Origin of the sequence: Mycobacterium sherrisii, assembly GCF_002102355.1 — a bacterium.
GTDB classification, from domain to species: Bacteria; Actinomycetota; Actinomycetes; order Mycobacteriales; family Mycobacteriaceae; genus Mycobacterium; species Mycobacterium sherrisii.
The window spans coordinates 26334-40615 of record NZ_LQPT01000065.1 but is presented as its reverse complement, the minus strand read 5'-3'; the positions used below and the strand labels follow the sequence as shown (position 1 = coordinate 40615).

The window sequence follows — 14282 nt, the reverse complement described above, 5'->3', positions numbered from 1 at the left end:
TCCAGCCGAGAGGACCTTACGTGCGGGTGGTTGTTATGGGTTGCGGCCGAGTGGGCTCGTCCTTGGCCGACGGCTTGTCCCGCATCGGCCACGATGTGGCCGTGATCGACCGCGACAGTGCCGCGTTCAACCGGTTGAGCCCCGAGTTCGCCGGTGAGCGAGTGCTGGGTCAGGGATTCGACCGTGATGTGTTGCTGAAGGCGCGGATCGAGGAGGCCGACGCGTTCGCGGCGGTGTCCTCCGGTGACAACTCCAACATCATCTCGGCGCGGCTGGCTCGCGAGACGTTCGGCGTCAACCGCGTCGTGGCCCGGATCTACGACGCCAAACGCGCCGAGGTGTACGAACGCCTGGGTATTCCGACGATCGCCACCGTGCCGTGGACCACCGACCGCCTGCTCAATGCGCTGACCCGGGAGAGCGAGACCGCCAAGTGGCGCGACCCCACCGGCACGGTCGCGGTGGCCGAGGTGGTGCTGCACGAGGACTGGGTCGGGCGCCGCGCCACCGATCTCGAGCAGGCCACCGGCGCGCGGGTGGCGTTTCTGATCAGGTTCGGCACCGGCATCCTGCCGGAGCCCAAGACGGTCATCCAGGCCGGTGATCAGGTCTACATCGCCGCGATCTCCGGCCGCGCGGCCGAGGCGGTGGCGATCGCGGCGCTGCCGCCCGCCGAGGACATCGATTCGGGGGCGGGGCATTGAGCAATGACGGGCCGACCGCGACTAAGGAGCGGCGCAGATGAAGGTAGTTGTCGCCGGGGCGGGTGCGGTCGGCCGCTCGGTCACGCGCGAACTGCTCGAGAACAACCATGACGTGACGTTGATCGAACGCAACCCCGAGCACGTCGACGTCGACGCGATCCCGGCCGCGCACTGGCGCCTCGGCGATGCCTGCGAATTGAGCCTGCTGGAGTCGGTGCACCTGGAGGGTTTCGACGTGGTGGTGGCCGCGACCGGTGACGACAAGGCCAACGTGGTGCTGTCGTTGCTGGCCAAGACGGAGTTCGCGGTGCCGCGGGTGGTGGCCCGGGTCAACGACCCCCGCAACGAATGGCTGTTCACCGACGCCTGGGGCGTCGACGTGGCGGTCTCCACACCGCGAATGCTCGCGTCGCTGATCGAAGAGGCCGTCGCGGTAGGCGATTTGGTGCGGCTGATGGAATTCCGCCGGGGTCAGGCCAACCTGGTCGAGATCACCCTGCCCGACGACACACCCTGGGGGGGCAAGCCGGTGCGCCGGCTTGATCTGCCCCGCGACGCCGCCCTGGTCACCATCCTGCGGGGCGCGCGGGTGATCGTGCCGGAGGGCGACGAGCCGCTGGAGGGCGGCGACGAGTTGCTTTTCGTGGCGGTCACCGAGGTCGAGGAGGACCTGCGCAAGCTGCTGCTGCCGGCCGCGCCGCCCGCCACCTAATCGCCGACGGTGTCGGCCTCGACCTAATCGCCGACGGTGTCGGCCTCGACCTAATCGCCGACGGTGTCGGCCTCGACCTAATCGCCGACGGTGTCGGCCTCGACCTAATCGCCGACGGTGTCGGCCTCGACCGCCGGATCCAACGCGGTGTCGGCGGCGGCCAGGGCCCGCTGGGCGGCCTTGACCGCCGCATAGGTCACCAGCGCCGCCAGCGCGGTCAGCGGCCAGCCCATCCCGATCCGCGCGGCCGCCAGCCAGCCGGTTTGATCGGCGTCGTACAACAGCCGCTGCACCACGAACCGGGCGCCGAAGACCAGCACCCAGCACAGCGAGGCGACGTCGAACGCGTACACGGCCCGCGGCACTTTGCGCCACGCGCGGTCACGTCCGCTCGCCCAGCTCCACGCGTAGCCGACCAGCGGCCGGCGGATCGCCACGGATACCGCGAACACCACTGCCCACAGCAGCGAGATCCAGATGCCGAGCAAAAAGTAGCCTTTCGAGGCCCCGACGACGTAGGCGATCAGCGCACAGACCGCGACTCCGACGAACCCGGAGAACGCCGGCTGCGTCGAATCGCGGCGAATCAGCCGCCATACCAACACAACTCCGGCCACGCCCAGCGCCGAGCCGATGGCGGGCAACAGTCCCGCGGCGCCGGACACCGCGACGAAGACGACGACCGGCAGCGACGAGTAGACGACACCGCTGACGCCGCCCAGCTGATTGACCAGGCGATCCGGACTGATGCGACTAGTGGGGTTATCGGGAAGACTCAACGCTGAATTTCGTAGTGCGGGTTGTAAATGGCCTTGGTTCCGTTCTCCAGCTTGCCCATCCGGCCGCGGACCCGCAAAGTGCGGCCCGAATCGATGCCGGGGATGCGGCGCTGGCCCAGCCAGACCAGGGTCACGGTGTCGCTGCCGTCGAACAACTCGGCCTTGACCCCGCCCGCGCAGTTCTTGCCGTTACATTCCACGCTGCGCAACGTCCCGACCATCGTGACCTCCTGGCCACGCTCGCAATCGATGACCCGCTGCGCGCCGGTACTGGCGACTTCGTCGGACAGCTCTTCGGAATCGCGTTGCTCCGGGTCCTCTGTCAACCGACGGGTGAGGCGGCGCAAATACCCTTGAGCCCCCATGGCTACTCCTGACAATTCCGATAAAGCTGCGGTGCTTTCATCTATGCCAACGGACACCGTAGACCTCTTGGTTCCCCACCGCCAACCCGACCAAACCCGGATTTCGCAGCCGCCGGCGGGCCGGGCAGGATCGAAGCGTGACTGTCGATTTGCGCGGTGTGACGGTCGTGCTGTTGCCCGGAACCGGGTCCGATGACGTCTACGTCGATCGGGCATTTTCCGGGCCGCTACGCGCCGTCGGCGCGCGTCCGGTGACTCCTGCCCCGCGGCCCGAAGGACTGGTCGACGGCTACCTGCGTGCCCTGGACGAGGCCGGACGGGCGGGCCCCGTCGCCGTCGGTGGAATCTCCATCGGCGCCGCCGTAGCAGCAGCGTGGGCGCTCGCGCATCCCGACCGGACGGTCGCCGTGCTGGCCGCGCTGCCCGCCTGGGCCGGACCGCCGGAGACGGCACCGGCCGCATTGGCGGCGCGGTATTCGGCGTCGGCGCTGCGCGCCGACGGGCTGGCCGCGACGACCGCGCAGATGCGTGCGTCCAGTCCGTCCTGGCTGGCCGAGGAACTCACCCGCTCCTGGCGGGCGCAGTGGCCGTCCTTGCCCGACGCAATGGACGAAGCGGCCGCCTACATTGCCCCCAGTTGTGACGAACTGCACAGTCTGGCCGCCCCGTTGGGCGTGGTCGCCGCCGTCGACGACCCGATTCACCCGCTGCAAGTCGGGGTGGATTGGGTGGCCGCCGCGCCGCGCGCGGCCCTGCGCACGGTGACGCTGGATCAGATCGGCGCCGACAGCGCCACCCTCGGGGCGGCCTGCCTGGCCGCCCTGGCCGACGCGTAGTGTCCCGGCGGTTTTGGGTGTGCGCCGACGGCGGAACCGCCCGGCGGGTCGGCACCGTGGCTGCGCGGTCAACGCCGCGGATGCACACTCGGGGCGGGTTAGCCGCCGGTGGTGGTGCGCAGCTGCTGCATCGCCGAGCCCTGCGCGCTGCGCCGCGCAGCCGGCTCGCCGGGCGGCTGCTCGGCTTGCTGGGCGGCCTGCTCCATGGCGGCCTGCCGAAGCTGCTCGGCCATTGGTTCCGGCAGCTGTACCGGAAGGGGCGTGCGGACCGGCAGCGGGGTGTCACCGCGGCGAACTACGGTGTCGGCCAACGCCGCTCGCGCCTCCGCCTCGAGCGCTTCCATGGTCTCGTGGGCACCGTTGACAACGCAGCGGATCATCCAGCGGTAGCCGTCCACGCCGATGAATCGCACCACGCCGGACGCGGTGCCGAGCACCTCGCGACCCCACGGGCCGTCCTTGATGCTGACCTGGGCCGAGTCCTTGCGCAGCGACTCGGCCAGCTCGGCCGCCACCTCACGCCACAGCCCACCGGTCTTGGGCGCGGCGTAGGCGGCGATGGTGAACCGGCCGTTGGGCGTCACCACCCACACCGCACTGGGCACCCCGGCCTCGGTCAGCTCGACCTGCAGCTGCCCCGCCTCCGGCATCGGGATGAGCACCGAACCGAGATCCAGGCGCGCCAGCTCCGCGACCGCCGGGTCGTCGAAGTCGTCGATGTCGAACGGGCCTTCCAGCTCCTCGTCGAACTCGTCGTCGACCGGGTCGGCGGCGGCTTCGTTGACCGGCTCGCGGCCGGACGTATCGTCGTCGCCCGAACGTTTACGTAATACAGCCATCGGCGCCGCCCCTTCTCATCGCTTCACAGTGCATCGTCGGCGGGCATCTCACAAACTCGCGTGTCCGCCGGAGGAACCGTGACCACCCTCGCCGCGGGATGTCTCCGCCAGCCCCGCCTCGTCGAACGAGGACACCTCGACCAGCTCGACCAACTCGACCCGCTGCACCAGCAACTGGGCGATGCGGTCGCCGCGGTGCACCACGATCGGCTCGGCGGGGTCGAGGTTGATCAGCGAGACCTTGATCTCGCCGCGATAGCCCGCGTCGATGGTCCCGGGGCTGTTGACGATCGAAAGGCCAACGCGCGCAGCCAATCCCGAGCGAGGATGAACCAGGCCGACCATCCCGAACGGGATGGCCACCGCAATGCCCGTGCAGACCAGGGCGCGCTGCCCGGGAGCCAGGGTGACGTCTTCGGCACTGAACAGGTCCACCCCCGCGTCGCCGTCGTGGGCACGGCTGGGCAGCGGGAGCTCGGGGTCGAGGCGGATAACCGCCAGACTGGTCGACACGGGGCCACAGACTACCCTTGACCGCGTGTCCGGTACGCGCATCGCGCCGCACAGCGTGCGATATCGCGAACGGCTGCGGGTCCCCTGGTGGTGGTGGCCACCGGCCTTCGCGCTGGCAACGCTGATCGCCGTCGAGGTCAATCTCGGCGTCCGAGCCCTCCCCGATTGGTTGCCGTTCGTGCTGCTGTTCGTGGTGGCCACCGGGGCCTTGTTGTGGCTGGGCCGCGTCGAAATCCGGGTCACCGCCGACGATGGCGGTGCGGTCCAGCTCTGGGCCGGCGACGCACACCTGCCCGTCACCGTGATCTCCAGGTCCGCGGAGATAGCGCCGTCGGCCAAGTCGGCAGCATTAGGCCGTCAGCTCGATCCTGCGGCGTACGTCGTGCATCGCGCCTGGGTGGGACCGCTGATTCTGCTCGTCCTCGACGACCCGGACGACCCGACGCCGTACTGGTTGGTGAGCTGCCGGCACCCCGCTCGAGTGCTCGCGGCACTGACCAGCTCCTGACGCGGCCGCCCCCAGTCGCTGCGGGACCCGCCGAGGCTGTCAGGCCGCGCAGTCGGTGCAGATCATCACGCCGTTCTTCTCGCTGGCCAGCCGGCTCCGGTGTTGCACCAAAAAGCAGCTGGAGCAAGTGAACTCGTCGGCCTGCTTCGGAATGACCCGAACAGACAGCTCTTCCCCGGATAGGTCGGCGCCAGGCAGTTCGAAATTCTCGGCGGATTCGGATTCGTCCACGTCGACGACAGCCGACGCGGCCTCGTTCCGCCGTGCCTTGAGCTCCTCCAGCGAGTCCTCCGAAACGTCGTCAGTCTCGGTACGCCGTGGAGCGTCATAGTCGGTAGGCATTGTCCAATCCCCTCACATGCCTGCGTTACCTCAAGCAACGCTTTGTACCAGCGTCGAACGCATCCACCAAACGATTCGTGCCCGGATCCCGGTTGGATGGGTTGTGATTTACCTCACACCCCCGGATTGACCCCCGTATTTGCCTTTAAACAGTGAATTTGGTGTGCGGCTAGAGTGCAGCTGTGGTCGCACAAATCACCGAGGGTACAGCCTTTGACAAGCACGGTCGGCCGTTTCGGCGGCGTAATCCCCGGCCTGCCATCATCGTGCTGATCTTCCTGGTTGTGGTCACCGCCGTCGCCTGGACGGTGGCGCTGACACGGCCCGCGAAAGTGCGTGAAGCCGAGGTGTGCAACCCACCGCCACAGCCGACCGGCACCGCGGCGCCGGCCCAGCTCGGCGAGCAAATGTCGCGCAGCGCCATGGCCGACGTGACCCCCGCCAAACTCAGCGACACCAAGGTGCGCGTGCTCAACGCCAGCGGGCGCGGCGGCCAGGCCGGTGACGTCGCGGGGGCGATGAAGGACCTCGGCTTCGCCCAGCCCACCGCCGCCAACGACCCGGTCTACGCCGGCGCCCGCCTCACCTGTCAGGGCCAGATCCGGTTCGGCACGGCCGGGCAGGCCGCCGCGGCCGCGGTCTGGCTGGTCGCTCCGTGCAGCGAGCTGTTCAACGACAACCGGGCCGACGACTCGGTCGATTTGGCCATCGGCACGGAGTTCACCGCGCTGGCCCACAACGACGACATCGACTCGGTGCTGGCAAGTCTGCGCCCGGGAGCGACCGGGTCGCCAGATCCCTCGCTGCTGCAGAAAATTCACGCCAGCAGCTGCTGAGTCAGTCTGTGATCGGCCCCAGGCCGCCGCATCGCTGCAGCGCCGCCAGCAGCTCGTCGGCGACTCCGGGCGCGGCCGCGACCACCAGCCCGGCCTCCGATCCGGGCGGGCCGGCCGCGGCGTCCGGCGGCAAAACCACCCGCGCCCCCGCCTCCGCCGCGATCAGCCCGCCGGCCGCACGGTCCCACACCTGCAAGCCGTGCTCGTAGTAAGCGTCCAGCCGGCCCGCCGCGACCATGCACAAGTCCAGCGCCGCCGAACCGATGCGGCGCACGTCGCGAACCAACGGCAACATCTCCGCCAGCAGTCCCGCTTGCTTGGCGCGCCGCGCGGTCGAATATCCAAACCCGGTGCCCAGCAAGGCCATTGACAACTTGTCGACCGCGGAGCAGCGCAGTGGGTGCGTGCCTTGGCCATCGAGGACATGCGCCCCCAGGCCCCGGGCGGCGGAGTAGACGCGGCCCCCGACCACGTCAGCGACCGCGCCCGCCACCGAGACGCCGTTGCGCTGTGCGGCGACCGACACCGCGTAGGCCGGGATGCCGTAGACGAAATTCACCGTGCCGTCGATCGGGTCCAGCACCCAGGTGACCGCCTCGGCGCTGCCCTCGGCGGGCCCGCCGCCCTCCTCACCGAGAATCGGGTCGCCAGGCCGCAATTCGGCCAGCCGCGCGCGCAGCAGCCGTTCGGTCTCGGTGTCGACGACGGTGACCGGGTCGGTCGGCGTGCTCTTAGCGCGCACCGAAGGATCGCCGGTCCGGCCCGCCTCCGCACCGAACACCTCGGCGCGCCGGGACGTCACGAATGCGGCGGCTTCGACGGCCAACGTTTGGGCTACCGAACGCAGCAGCGCCGGCTCGTCCTCGTGTCGCGTCACCGCTCTATCGCATCACAGCCGCGGGTGCTGCCGCAGACCGCGCAGATCGCCCGGTTTTGCGCCGCTCTGCCGGGGCCGCAACCGCGCCGCCGCCGGTTAAGGTGTGAACCAGCCCAGATCTCATCAAGGAGACGTCGATGACCAGCACCGACTCGGCCACGGACACCCCAGTCCCGGAGGTGCCCGCCGGGCCGCCGCAGCGCCGCGGATTCGGAATCGATGTCGGTGGCAGCGGGATCAAGGGCGGAATCGTCGATCTGGACACCGGATTGTTGATCGGCGACCGGATCAAATTGCCCACGCCGCAACCGGCCACCCCGTCGGCCGTCGCCACGGCCATCGCCGCGGTGGTCCGCGAATTCGGCTGGACCGGCCCGCTCGGGGTGACCTATCCGGGCGTCGTCACCAACGGCATCGTGCAGACCGCCGCCAACGTGGACCGGCAATGGATCGGCACCAACGCGCGCGAGGTCATCACGGCAGCGCTGGACGGACAGGACGTCACCGTGCTCAACGACGCCGACGCCGCCGGACTCGCCGAGGAACGCTACGGCGCCGGCAAGAACAACTCGGGCCTGGTGGTGCTGCTCACCTTCGGAACCGGCATCGGGTCGGCCCTGATCCACAACGGAAAGCTGATTCCCAACACCGAATTCGGGCACCTGGAAGTCGGCGGGAAAGAGGCCGAGAAGCGCGCGGCGTCGTCGGTCAAAGAAAAGAACGAATGGAGCTACCGGCGCTGGACCAAAGAGGTGACCAAGGTGCTGATCGCGATCGAGAATGCGATTTGGCCGGACCTGATCATCGCGGGCGGAGGCATCAGCCGAAAGGCCGATCAGTGGGTGCCGCTGCTGGAAAATCGCACCCCGGTGGTGCCGGCGGCGCTGCTCAATACCGCCGGAATCGTCGGCGCCGCGATGGCCGCGACGGTCGACGTGACCCACTGATTTTCCCCGCTAGGCGGGTACTAGCGCACACTGTCGTTACAATGGTCCACGGCGACCGCCCGACAGAAAGCGTGCGAGAGTCACGCTGATACCAACGCCGACATTCGACATAGCAGACACTTTCGGTTTCACCGTGCCCAAACCCACCGAAAGTGAGTCCAAACCGAAGGGGTGTAAGTGGCAGCGACTAAGACCAGCCCGGCAACCGAAGAGCCGGTGAAGCGCACCGCCACGAAAGCTCCCGCCAAGCGGCCCGCGGCCAAGGCTCCTAACGGCACCGCACCGGCGAAGCGCGCGACGAAGGCCCCGGGCCGGACCGCCAAGTCCGACGACGACACGGTAGTAGCCGACGCCACCATCGACGCCGGCGACGCGAAGAAGACCCGGACCGCCGCCAAGGCGACCGCGGGCCGCGGCACCAAGGCCACCAAGGGCGGTAAGGACGACGAGAATCTGGACGTTGTCGACGACGGCATCGTCGAGGACCTGGACCGCGAGCCCGACCTCGAAGCCGAGCCCGGCGAGGATCTCGACATCGACACCGACCTGGTTCTCGACGATCTCGAAGACGAGGACGTCGCCGCCGAGGATGCCGACCTCGAGGCGGGCGACGAGGACGTCGACGAAGCCGAGGACGGCGCGGTCGCGGCCAAGCCCTCGGCCACCAAGGCGCCCGCTGACGACGACGAAGAGATCGCCGAGCCCTCCGAAAAGGACAAGGCATCCGGCGATTTCGTCTGGGACGAAGACGAATCCGAAGCACTGCGCCAGGCCCGCAAGGATGCCGAACTCACCGCGTCCGCGGACTCGGTTCGCGCCTACCTGAAGCAGATCGGCAAGGTGGCCCTGCTCAACGCCGAGGAAGAGGTCGAGCTGGCCAAGCGGATCGAGGCCGGCCTGTACGCCACGCAGTTGATGGCCGAGCACGCCGAGCGTGGCGACAAGCTGCCCGCCGCCCAGCGCCGCGACATGATGTGGATCTGCCGCGACGGTGATCGGGCGAAAAACCATCTGCTGGAAGCAAACCTGCGGCTGGTGGTGTCGCTGGCCAAGCGCTACACCGGCCGCGGCATGGCGTTCCTGGACCTGATCCAGGAGGGCAACCTGGGTCTGATCCGCGCGGTCGAGAAGTTCGACTACACCAAGGGCTACAAGTTCTCCACCTACGCCACCTGGTGGATACGCCAGGCGATCACCCGCGCGATGGCCGACCAGGCGCGCACCATCCGGATCCCGGTGCACATGGTCGAGGTGATCAACAAGCTGGGCCGCATTCAACGCGAGCTGCTGCAGGATCTGGGCCGCGAGCCCACCCCGGAAGAGCTGGCCAAGGAAATGGACATCACGCCGGAGAAGGTGCTGGAGATCCAGCAGTACGCCCGCGAGCCCATCTCACTGGACCAGACCATCGGCGACGAGGGCGACAGCCAGCTCGGTGACTTCATCGAGGATTCCGAGGCCGTCGTCGCGGTGGATGCCGTGTCGTTCACGTTGCTGCAGGACCAACTGCAATCGGTGCTCGAGACGCTCTCGGAGCGCGAGGCGGGCGTAGTGCGGCTGCGGTTCGGCCTCACCGACGGCCAGCCTCGTACCCTCGACGAGATCGGCCAGGTGTACGGCGTGACCCGGGAACGCATTCGCCAGATCGAGTCCAAGACGATGTCGAAGTTGCGCCACCCCAGCCGCTCCCAGGTTCTGCGCGACTACCTGGACTAGGCCCGCTATGCCGTCGCGGCGGGTGAACATCTCGTCGGACTCGGAGTTCGAGGCGGAGGTCGGTTATTCGCGTGCGGTGCGCACCGGAAACCTCATTACGGTGTCAGGCACCACGGCTGCTGGGGGCCAGCATCGCTGAACAGACCCGAAATGCGTTGCAGCGCATACAAAAAACGCTGCAGCAGGCGGGTGCCGACCTGTCCGATGTGGTCCGCACCCGGATCTTCGTCACCGACATCTCGCAGTGGCGGGAGGTCGGTGTTGTACACCGAGAGCTCTTCGGAGCGGTTCGCCCGGCGGCCACCATGGTAGCGGTGGCGGCGCTCCTCGAACCGGATTTGCTGGTAGAGATCGAAGCCGACGCGTATGTCGAGGAGTCGGCGGGCTGAAGCTGGCTGTCCTCCTCCCGGCGGGCACGGGGGACGCTTGCCGCCCCGGCCCAGCCGGTCGCACAGATGCTGAAACCCTTGCCGCGCAAGCGGTTTCACGACGTTCGGCGCTCAGAATTCGGCCCGCCTCGCTCGGCCGCCGAGAAATTCAGATGCGCCGAGTGCGCGGCGCCCGTACGGTGAGGCGCATGCCACCCAACCGCGCACCCGTCTCGTCGGCCCCGCCGCGCGGGCGCCACCCGATGGCTATGCCAGGGGCTACGTCGTCATGTTTGCGCCTGCTATCTCGGGTCGGCCACACCGGTCAGCGGCGCGAAGATTCCCTCGGGGCCGGGCAGGTAAACGGTGACGGTTTTCACAGCGCTGCACGGCAGTGGCCCGTAGAGATGCGGGAACAGCATTGCAGTGGGATCCGTCGGCACGCCTTGCTCCCAGCGCACGGGAGCATCCAGCAACGCGGGGTCGACGTGTAGCAGGACCAGATCCCGTCGCCCGCGGAAGAGCCGGTTGGCCGGGAGGTGGACCTGCTCGGGTGCCGACAAGTGGATGAAGGCTTCGCCGTCCGCACCGGGCGGCACGGGCTCGATGGCGCCGCGTTCGCGGGCGCGCGCCCACTCGTCGGCCGCACAGATATGCATCAAAACGTCGGAAGCCGGGGCCACGAAGGATCACTTTAGGCGGCCGGATAAAGGGGTATTACGTCCGTGAGAAACGACACACCCGATAACGATCGGGGAACAACGCGAAAACGCCAAACGTCTGAGACAGTGGATACATCGAGAACGGAGAAGCCAGTGAATGCAACTCTGACAAGTCCCGAGCTGACTAAACATGACCGCTGCGACCGCTGCGGTGCAGCAGCTCGTGTGCGCGCCAAGCTGCCTTCCGGCGCCGAACTCCTCTTCTGCCAACACCACGCGAACGAGCACGAGGCCAAGCTGGTTGAGCTGGCCGCGGTGCTGGAGGTCAGCGGAAGCTAGGTCCAGCCGGACTCACCCATCCAGAATGTGAGCTGTGGGTGCAGTCGTCGGTAATGCTGGACCAATATGAGCGAGCAGACCGCTAAGCCGTCGCGTCATCACATTTGGCGAATTTCCCGCAGAACTCTGAGTAAGAGTTGGGACGACTCGATTTTCGCCGAGTCGGCACAAGCCGGATTTTGGTCGGCGTTGTCGACGCCCCCGTTGTTATTGGGAATGTTGGGCAGTCTGGCCTACGTGGCCCCGCTGTTCGGGCCGGACGCGCTGCCCAGCATCGAGAAGAGCGCGATTTCGGCGGCGCACAAACTGTTTTCGAGCAGCGTGGTGACCGAGATCATCGAACCCACCGTCCGCGACATCACCGCGCACGCGCGTGGCGAGGTGGTCTCGCTCGGGTTCGTGCTCTCGCTGTGGGCCGGCTCGTCGGCGATCTCCTCGTTCGTCGACTCGGTGGTCGAGGCGCACGACCAGACCCCGTTGCGCCACCCGGTGCGCCAGCGGTTCTTCGCGCTGTTCCTGTACGTGGTCGGGTTGGTGGCAGCGGTGGTGACGGCGCCGGTGCTGGTCGTGGGACCGCGCACGTTGTCCGAACACATTCCCGACAACCTGGCCAACATGCTGCGCTACGGCTACTACCCCGCGCTGATCGTGGGGCTGATAATCGGCATTGTCGTGCTGTACCGGGTGGCACTGCCCGAGCCGCTGCCGACGCATCGATTGATCGTCGGCGCCGTACTGGCCACCGCGGTGTTCGTGATCGCGACGCTGGGCCTGCGGGTGTACCTGCGCTGGATCACCAGCACGGGATACACCTACGGGGCGCTGTCCACCCCGATCGCGTTCTTGTTGTTCGCATTCTTCGGCGGATTCGCGATCATGCTGGGCGCGGAACTCAATGCCGCCATCCAGGAAGAGTTCCCCGCGCCCCGCACCCACGCCCACCGGCTGCGCGCCTGGCTGTTCTCCCGCTCGCCGCGGCTCAAGCGCACGGTGGAGACGCTGGCGGCGCCGATCGCCAATCCCGCAACGCAGGATCGCGACACGACGCCGGTGAAGCCGCCGAGCTGATCAGCCCTTCTTGAGCCGCTCGTAGATTTTCTTGCATTCCGGGCAGACCGGCGAACCCGGCTTGGCGGCCTTCGTCACGGGAAATACCTCACCGCACAACGCGACGACATGCGTCCCCATGACCGCGCTCTCGGCGATCTTGTCCTTCTTGACGTAGTGGAAGTACTTGGGGGTATCACTGCCGGTCCCGTCGTCGACGCGTTCGTCGGTGTCGGTGCGCTCGATCGTCTGGGTCTGCATACGTCACATTGTGCACCGCCCGCACGGAGAAAATCGGCTGAGCCGGAATCCCTCGGGTGTGGGACAGTGGAGTGATGAGGCGCGGCTCCGATTCGGGGTTCGACAGGTTCGACGACTTCGACCACAACCATGCCCGGCCGATACTGATCACGGCCGCCGAACCTTCGTACGAAGAACAGCATCGAGCGCGGGTGCGTAAGTACCTGACGCTGATGGCTTTCCGCGTGCCCGCGCTGATCCTGGCGGCGCTCGCCTACGGCGCTTGGCACAACGGACTGATCTCTCTTCTGATCGTCGGCGCGTCGGTGCCGTTGCCCTGGATGGCCGTGCTGATCGCCAACGACCGGCCGCCACGCCGTTCGGACGAGCCCCGCCGGTTCGACAACGTGCGCCGCACCCCGCTGTTCCCGACCGCCGAACGGCCCGCGATCGAGGCGTACCGCCCGCCGCAACCGCACCCGGGCTCGACGGGCCGCGGGTACGACACCGCTTCCGGGCCTGTTCCGCCCGAGTGGCAGTAAACCGTACTTCTCAGGACATTCTCAGGTCGTCGGGACATTTCTGCACGTCAAGGCGTGTGAGATCACGGAGCGGTGGGAACTCTGAGGGCTGATCTGTCGTTTAACTCCATGACAGTTACAAGCCAACCGGGAGGCCGCCATGGCGAACGCTTTCACAGGCAGGATCGACAGCGATCTAGATGCTCAGAGCCCCGCAGCGGATCTCGTGCGCGTATATCTGAACGGCATCGGAAAGACGGCCCTGCTGAGCGCCGCGGACGAGGTCGAACTGGCCAAGCGTATCGAGGCCGGGCTGTATGCCGAGCATCTACTGGCGACGCGTAAGCGCCTCGGCGAGAACCGCAAACGCGACCTCGCGGCCGTCGTACGCGATGGGCAGGCGGCGCGCCGGCACCTACTGGAAGCGAACCTGCGGCTGGTGGTCTCGCTGGCCAAGCGCTACACCGGCCGGGGGATGCCGCTGCTGGATTTGATCCAGGAGGGCAACCTCGGGCTGATCCGCGCGATGGAAAAGTTCGACTACACAAAGGGATTCAAGTTCTCCACCTACGCCACCTGGTGGATCCGGCAGGCCATCACCCGGGGCATGGCCGACCAGAGCCGCACCATCCGGCTGCCCGTCCACCTCGTCGAGCAGGTCAACAAGCTGGCGCGGATCAAGCGCGAGATGCACCAGAACCTGGGACGTGAAGCCACCGACGAGGAGCTGGCCGCCGAGTCGGGTATCCCGGTCGACAAGATCAACGACCTGCTCGAGCACAGCCGCGACCCGGTGAGCCTGGACATGCCGGTCGGTTCCGAGGAGGAGGCGCCGCTGGGCGACTTCATCGAGGACGCCGAGGCCATGTCGGCGGAGAACGCCGTGATCGCCGAGCTGCTGCACACCGACATCCGCAGCGTGCTCGCCACGCTCGACGAGCGCGAGCATCAGGTGATCCGGTTGCGTTTCGGTTTGGATGACGGCCAGCCGCGGACACTGGATCAGATCGGCAAGCTGTTCGGTCTGTCCCGCGAACGGGTTCGCCAGATCGAACGCGATGTGATGGCGAAGCTGCGCAACGGCGAGCGCGCCGACCGGCTGCGCTCCTACGCCAGCTAGCCGCCGAGCAG

General features: G+C 67.7%; 19 protein-coding genes and 1 pseudogene. 12 read left to right on the top strand and 8 right to left on the bottom strand.

Going from position 1 to position 14282, the window contains the following annotated elements; translation table 11 throughout:
* Nucleotides 1-20: 20 nt before the first annotated feature.
* Together AWC25_RS10335 and AWC25_RS10330 are read left to right on the top strand one after the other, a co-directional pair.
* On the top strand, nt 21-704 hold the full coding sequence (locus AWC25_RS10335; RefSeq protein ID WP_142278779.1) for a potassium channel family protein: 684 nt from the start codon (nt 21-23) through the stop codon (nt 702-704).
* Between the two features lie 37 nt (nt 705-741).
* On the top strand, nt 742-1416 hold the full coding sequence (locus tag AWC25_RS10330) for a potassium channel family protein (RefSeq protein ID WP_069401551.1): 675 nt from the start codon (nt 742-744) through the stop codon (nt 1414-1416).
* Nucleotides 1417-1520: 104 nt separating this feature from the next.
* Here AWC25_RS10330 and AWC25_RS10320 read toward each other — a convergent pair whose 3' ends face one another.
* Together AWC25_RS10320 and AWC25_RS10315 are read right to left on the bottom strand one after the other, a co-directional pair.
* The gene (locus AWC25_RS10320) at nt 1521-2195 is read right to left on the bottom strand and encodes a DUF3159 domain-containing protein (protein ID WP_069401550.1); all 675 of its coding nucleotides are present in this window, start codon (nt 2193-2195) and stop codon (nt 1521-1523) included.
* Entirely contained in the window at nt 2192-2560 is a 369-nt protein-coding gene (locus AWC25_RS10315; protein WP_044511067.1) for an OB-fold nucleic acid binding domain-containing protein, read from the bottom strand. The genes AWC25_RS10320 and AWC25_RS10315 overlap by 4 nt, the downstream gene beginning before the upstream one ends.
* A gap of 137 nt (nt 2561-2697) precedes the next feature.
* Between AWC25_RS10315 and AWC25_RS10310 the strand changes: the two genes are divergently transcribed.
* The gene (locus AWC25_RS10310; RefSeq protein ID WP_085166736.1) at nt 2698-3396 is read left to right on the top strand and encodes a hypothetical protein; all 699 of its coding nucleotides are present in this window, start codon (nt 2698-2700) and stop codon (nt 3394-3396) included.
* 98 nt (nt 3397-3494) lie between these two features.
* On the opposite strand, the gene AWC25_RS10305 is transcribed toward AWC25_RS10310, so the two are convergent.
* The gene (locus AWC25_RS10305) at nt 3495-4235 is read right to left on the bottom strand and encodes a DUF3710 domain-containing protein (protein ID WP_069401548.1); all 741 of its coding nucleotides are present in this window, start codon (nt 4233-4235) and stop codon (nt 3495-3497) included.
* Nucleotides 4236-4283: 48 nt separating this feature from the next.
* A complete protein-coding gene (gene dut / locus AWC25_RS10300; RefSeq protein ID WP_069401547.1) occupies nt 4284-4748 on the bottom strand; it encodes a dUTP diphosphatase in 465 nt (154 codons plus the stop codon).
* Nucleotides 4749-4773: 25 nt separating this feature from the next.
* Between dut and AWC25_RS10295 the strand changes: the two genes are divergently transcribed.
* On the top strand, nt 4774-5256 hold the full coding sequence (locus tag AWC25_RS10295; protein ID WP_069401546.1) for a DUF3093 domain-containing protein: 483 nt from the start codon (nt 4774-4776) through the stop codon (nt 5254-5256).
* 39 nt (nt 5257-5295) lie between these two features.
* Here AWC25_RS10295 and AWC25_RS10290 read toward each other — a convergent pair whose 3' ends face one another.
* Nucleotides 5296-5598 (bottom strand): DUF4193 domain-containing protein, encoded by a 303-nt coding sequence (locus AWC25_RS10290; protein ID WP_036468275.1) that lies wholly within the window; start codon nt 5596-5598, stop codon nt 5296-5298.
* Between the two features lie 182 nt (nt 5599-5780).
* On the opposite strand from AWC25_RS10290, the gene cei reads away from it, so the two are divergent.
* Nucleotides 5781-6434: an envelope integrity protein Cei gene (cei, locus tag AWC25_RS10285; protein ID WP_069401545.1), complete on the top strand. Its 654-nt coding sequence runs from the start codon at nt 5781-5783 to the stop codon at nt 6432-6434.
* A 1-nt stretch (nt 6435) separates the two neighbouring features.
* On the opposite strand, the gene AWC25_RS10280 is transcribed toward cei, so the two are convergent.
* On the bottom strand, nt 6436-7311 hold the full coding sequence (locus AWC25_RS10280) for an inositol monophosphatase family protein (RefSeq protein WP_069401544.1): 876 nt from the start codon (nt 7309-7311) through the stop codon (nt 6436-6438).
* Nucleotides 7312-7448: 137 nt separating this feature from the next.
* Between AWC25_RS10280 and ppgK the strand changes: the two genes are divergently transcribed.
* The 3 genes and pseudogenes from ppgK to AWC25_RS10265 all read left to right on the top strand — a co-directional run bounded on the left by ppgK (nt 7449) and on the right by AWC25_RS10265 (nt 10363).
* Nucleotides 7449-8258: a polyphosphate--glucose phosphotransferase gene (gene ppgK, locus AWC25_RS10275; RefSeq protein WP_069401543.1), complete on the top strand. Its 810-nt coding sequence runs from the start codon at nt 7449-7451 to the stop codon at nt 8256-8258.
* A gap of 177 nt (nt 8259-8435) precedes the next feature.
* A complete protein-coding gene (locus tag AWC25_RS10270) occupies nt 8436-9974 on the top strand; it encodes an RNA polymerase sigma factor (RefSeq protein WP_084229447.1) in 1539 nt (512 codons plus the stop codon).
* Nucleotides 9975-9981: 7 nt separating this feature from the next.
* Nucleotides 9982-10363, top strand: a pseudogene (locus AWC25_RS10265) (RidA family protein).
* 281 nt (nt 10364-10644) lie between these two features.
* On the opposite strand, the gene AWC25_RS10260 reads toward AWC25_RS10265, so the two are convergent.
* On the bottom strand, nt 10645-11001 hold the full coding sequence (locus AWC25_RS10260) for a DUF952 domain-containing protein (RefSeq protein WP_085166735.1): 357 nt from the start codon (nt 10999-11001) through the stop codon (nt 10645-10647).
* 156 nt (nt 11002-11157) lie between these two features.
* Here AWC25_RS10260 and AWC25_RS10255 point away from each other — a divergent pair, with 156 nt between their 5' ends.
* The gene (locus AWC25_RS10255; RefSeq protein WP_044511054.1) at nt 11158-11343 is read left to right on the top strand and encodes a DUF7455 domain-containing protein; all 186 of its coding nucleotides are present in this window, start codon (nt 11158-11160) and stop codon (nt 11341-11343) included.
* A 66-nt stretch (nt 11344-11409) separates the two neighbouring features.
* Complete coding sequence (locus AWC25_RS10250; RefSeq protein ID WP_069401539.1) at nt 11410-12411, top strand: YihY/virulence factor BrkB family protein; 1002 nt, start codon at nt 11410-11412, stop codon at nt 12409-12411.
* On the opposite strand, the gene AWC25_RS10245 is transcribed toward AWC25_RS10250, so the two are convergent.
* Nucleotides 12412-12651, bottom strand: a complete 240-nt coding sequence (locus AWC25_RS10245; protein ID WP_044511051.1) for a DUF3039 domain-containing protein — start codon at nt 12649-12651, stop codon at nt 12412-12414. It abuts the gene before it with no gap.
* Nucleotides 12652-12707: 56 nt separating this feature from the next.
* Here AWC25_RS10245 and AWC25_RS10240 point away from each other — a divergent pair, with 56 nt between their 5' ends.
* Together AWC25_RS10240 and sigB are read left to right on the top strand one after the other, a co-directional pair.
* The gene (locus AWC25_RS10240) at nt 12708-13172 is read left to right on the top strand and encodes a DUF3099 domain-containing protein (RefSeq protein ID WP_142278778.1); all 465 of its coding nucleotides are present in this window, start codon (nt 12708-12710) and stop codon (nt 13170-13172) included.
* Nucleotides 13173-13311: 139 nt separating this feature from the next.
* The gene (gene sigB, locus AWC25_RS10235; protein ID WP_069401538.1) at nt 13312-14271 is read left to right on the top strand and encodes a sigma-70 family RNA polymerase sigma factor SigB; all 960 of its coding nucleotides are present in this window, start codon (nt 13312-13314) and stop codon (nt 14269-14271) included.
* Nucleotides 14272-14282 lie beyond the last annotated feature (11 nt).

What these genes read in the sequence shown, in the direction of transcription:
- AWC25_RS10330 (WP_069401551.1), top strand. Translation starts at nt 742, where the DNA reads ATGAAGGTAGTTGTCGCCGGGGCGGGTGCGGTCGGCCGCTCGGTCACG.
- AWC25_RS10315 (WP_044511067.1), bottom strand. Translation starts at nt 2,560, where the DNA reads ATGGGGGCTCAAGGGTATTTGCGCCGCCTCACCCGTCGGTTGACAGAG.
- AWC25_RS10305 (WP_069401548.1), bottom strand. Translation starts at nt 4,235, where the DNA reads ATGGCTGTATTACGTAAACGTTCGGGCGACGACGATACGTCCGGCCGC.
- AWC25_RS10290 (WP_036468275.1), bottom strand. Translation starts at nt 5,598, where the DNA reads ATGCCTACCGACTATGACGCTCCACGGCGTACCGAGACTGACGACGTT.
- ppgK (WP_069401543.1), top strand. Translation starts at nt 7,449, where the DNA reads ATGACCAGCACCGACTCGGCCACGGACACCCCAGTCCCGGAGGTGCCC.
- AWC25_RS10260 (WP_085166735.1), bottom strand. Translation starts at nt 11,001, where the DNA reads ATGCATATCTGTGCGGCCGACGAGTGGGCGCGCGCCCGCGAACGCGGC.
- AWC25_RS10250 (WP_069401539.1), top strand. Translation starts at nt 11,410, where the DNA reads ATGAGCGAGCAGACCGCTAAGCCGTCGCGTCATCACATTTGGCGAATT.
- AWC25_RS10245 (WP_044511051.1), bottom strand. Translation starts at nt 12,651, where the DNA reads ATGCAGACCCAGACGATCGAGCGCACCGACACCGACGAACGCGTCGAC.
- sigB (WP_069401538.1), top strand. Translation starts at nt 13,312, where the DNA reads ATGGCGAACGCTTTCACAGGCAGGATCGACAGCGATCTAGATGCTCAG.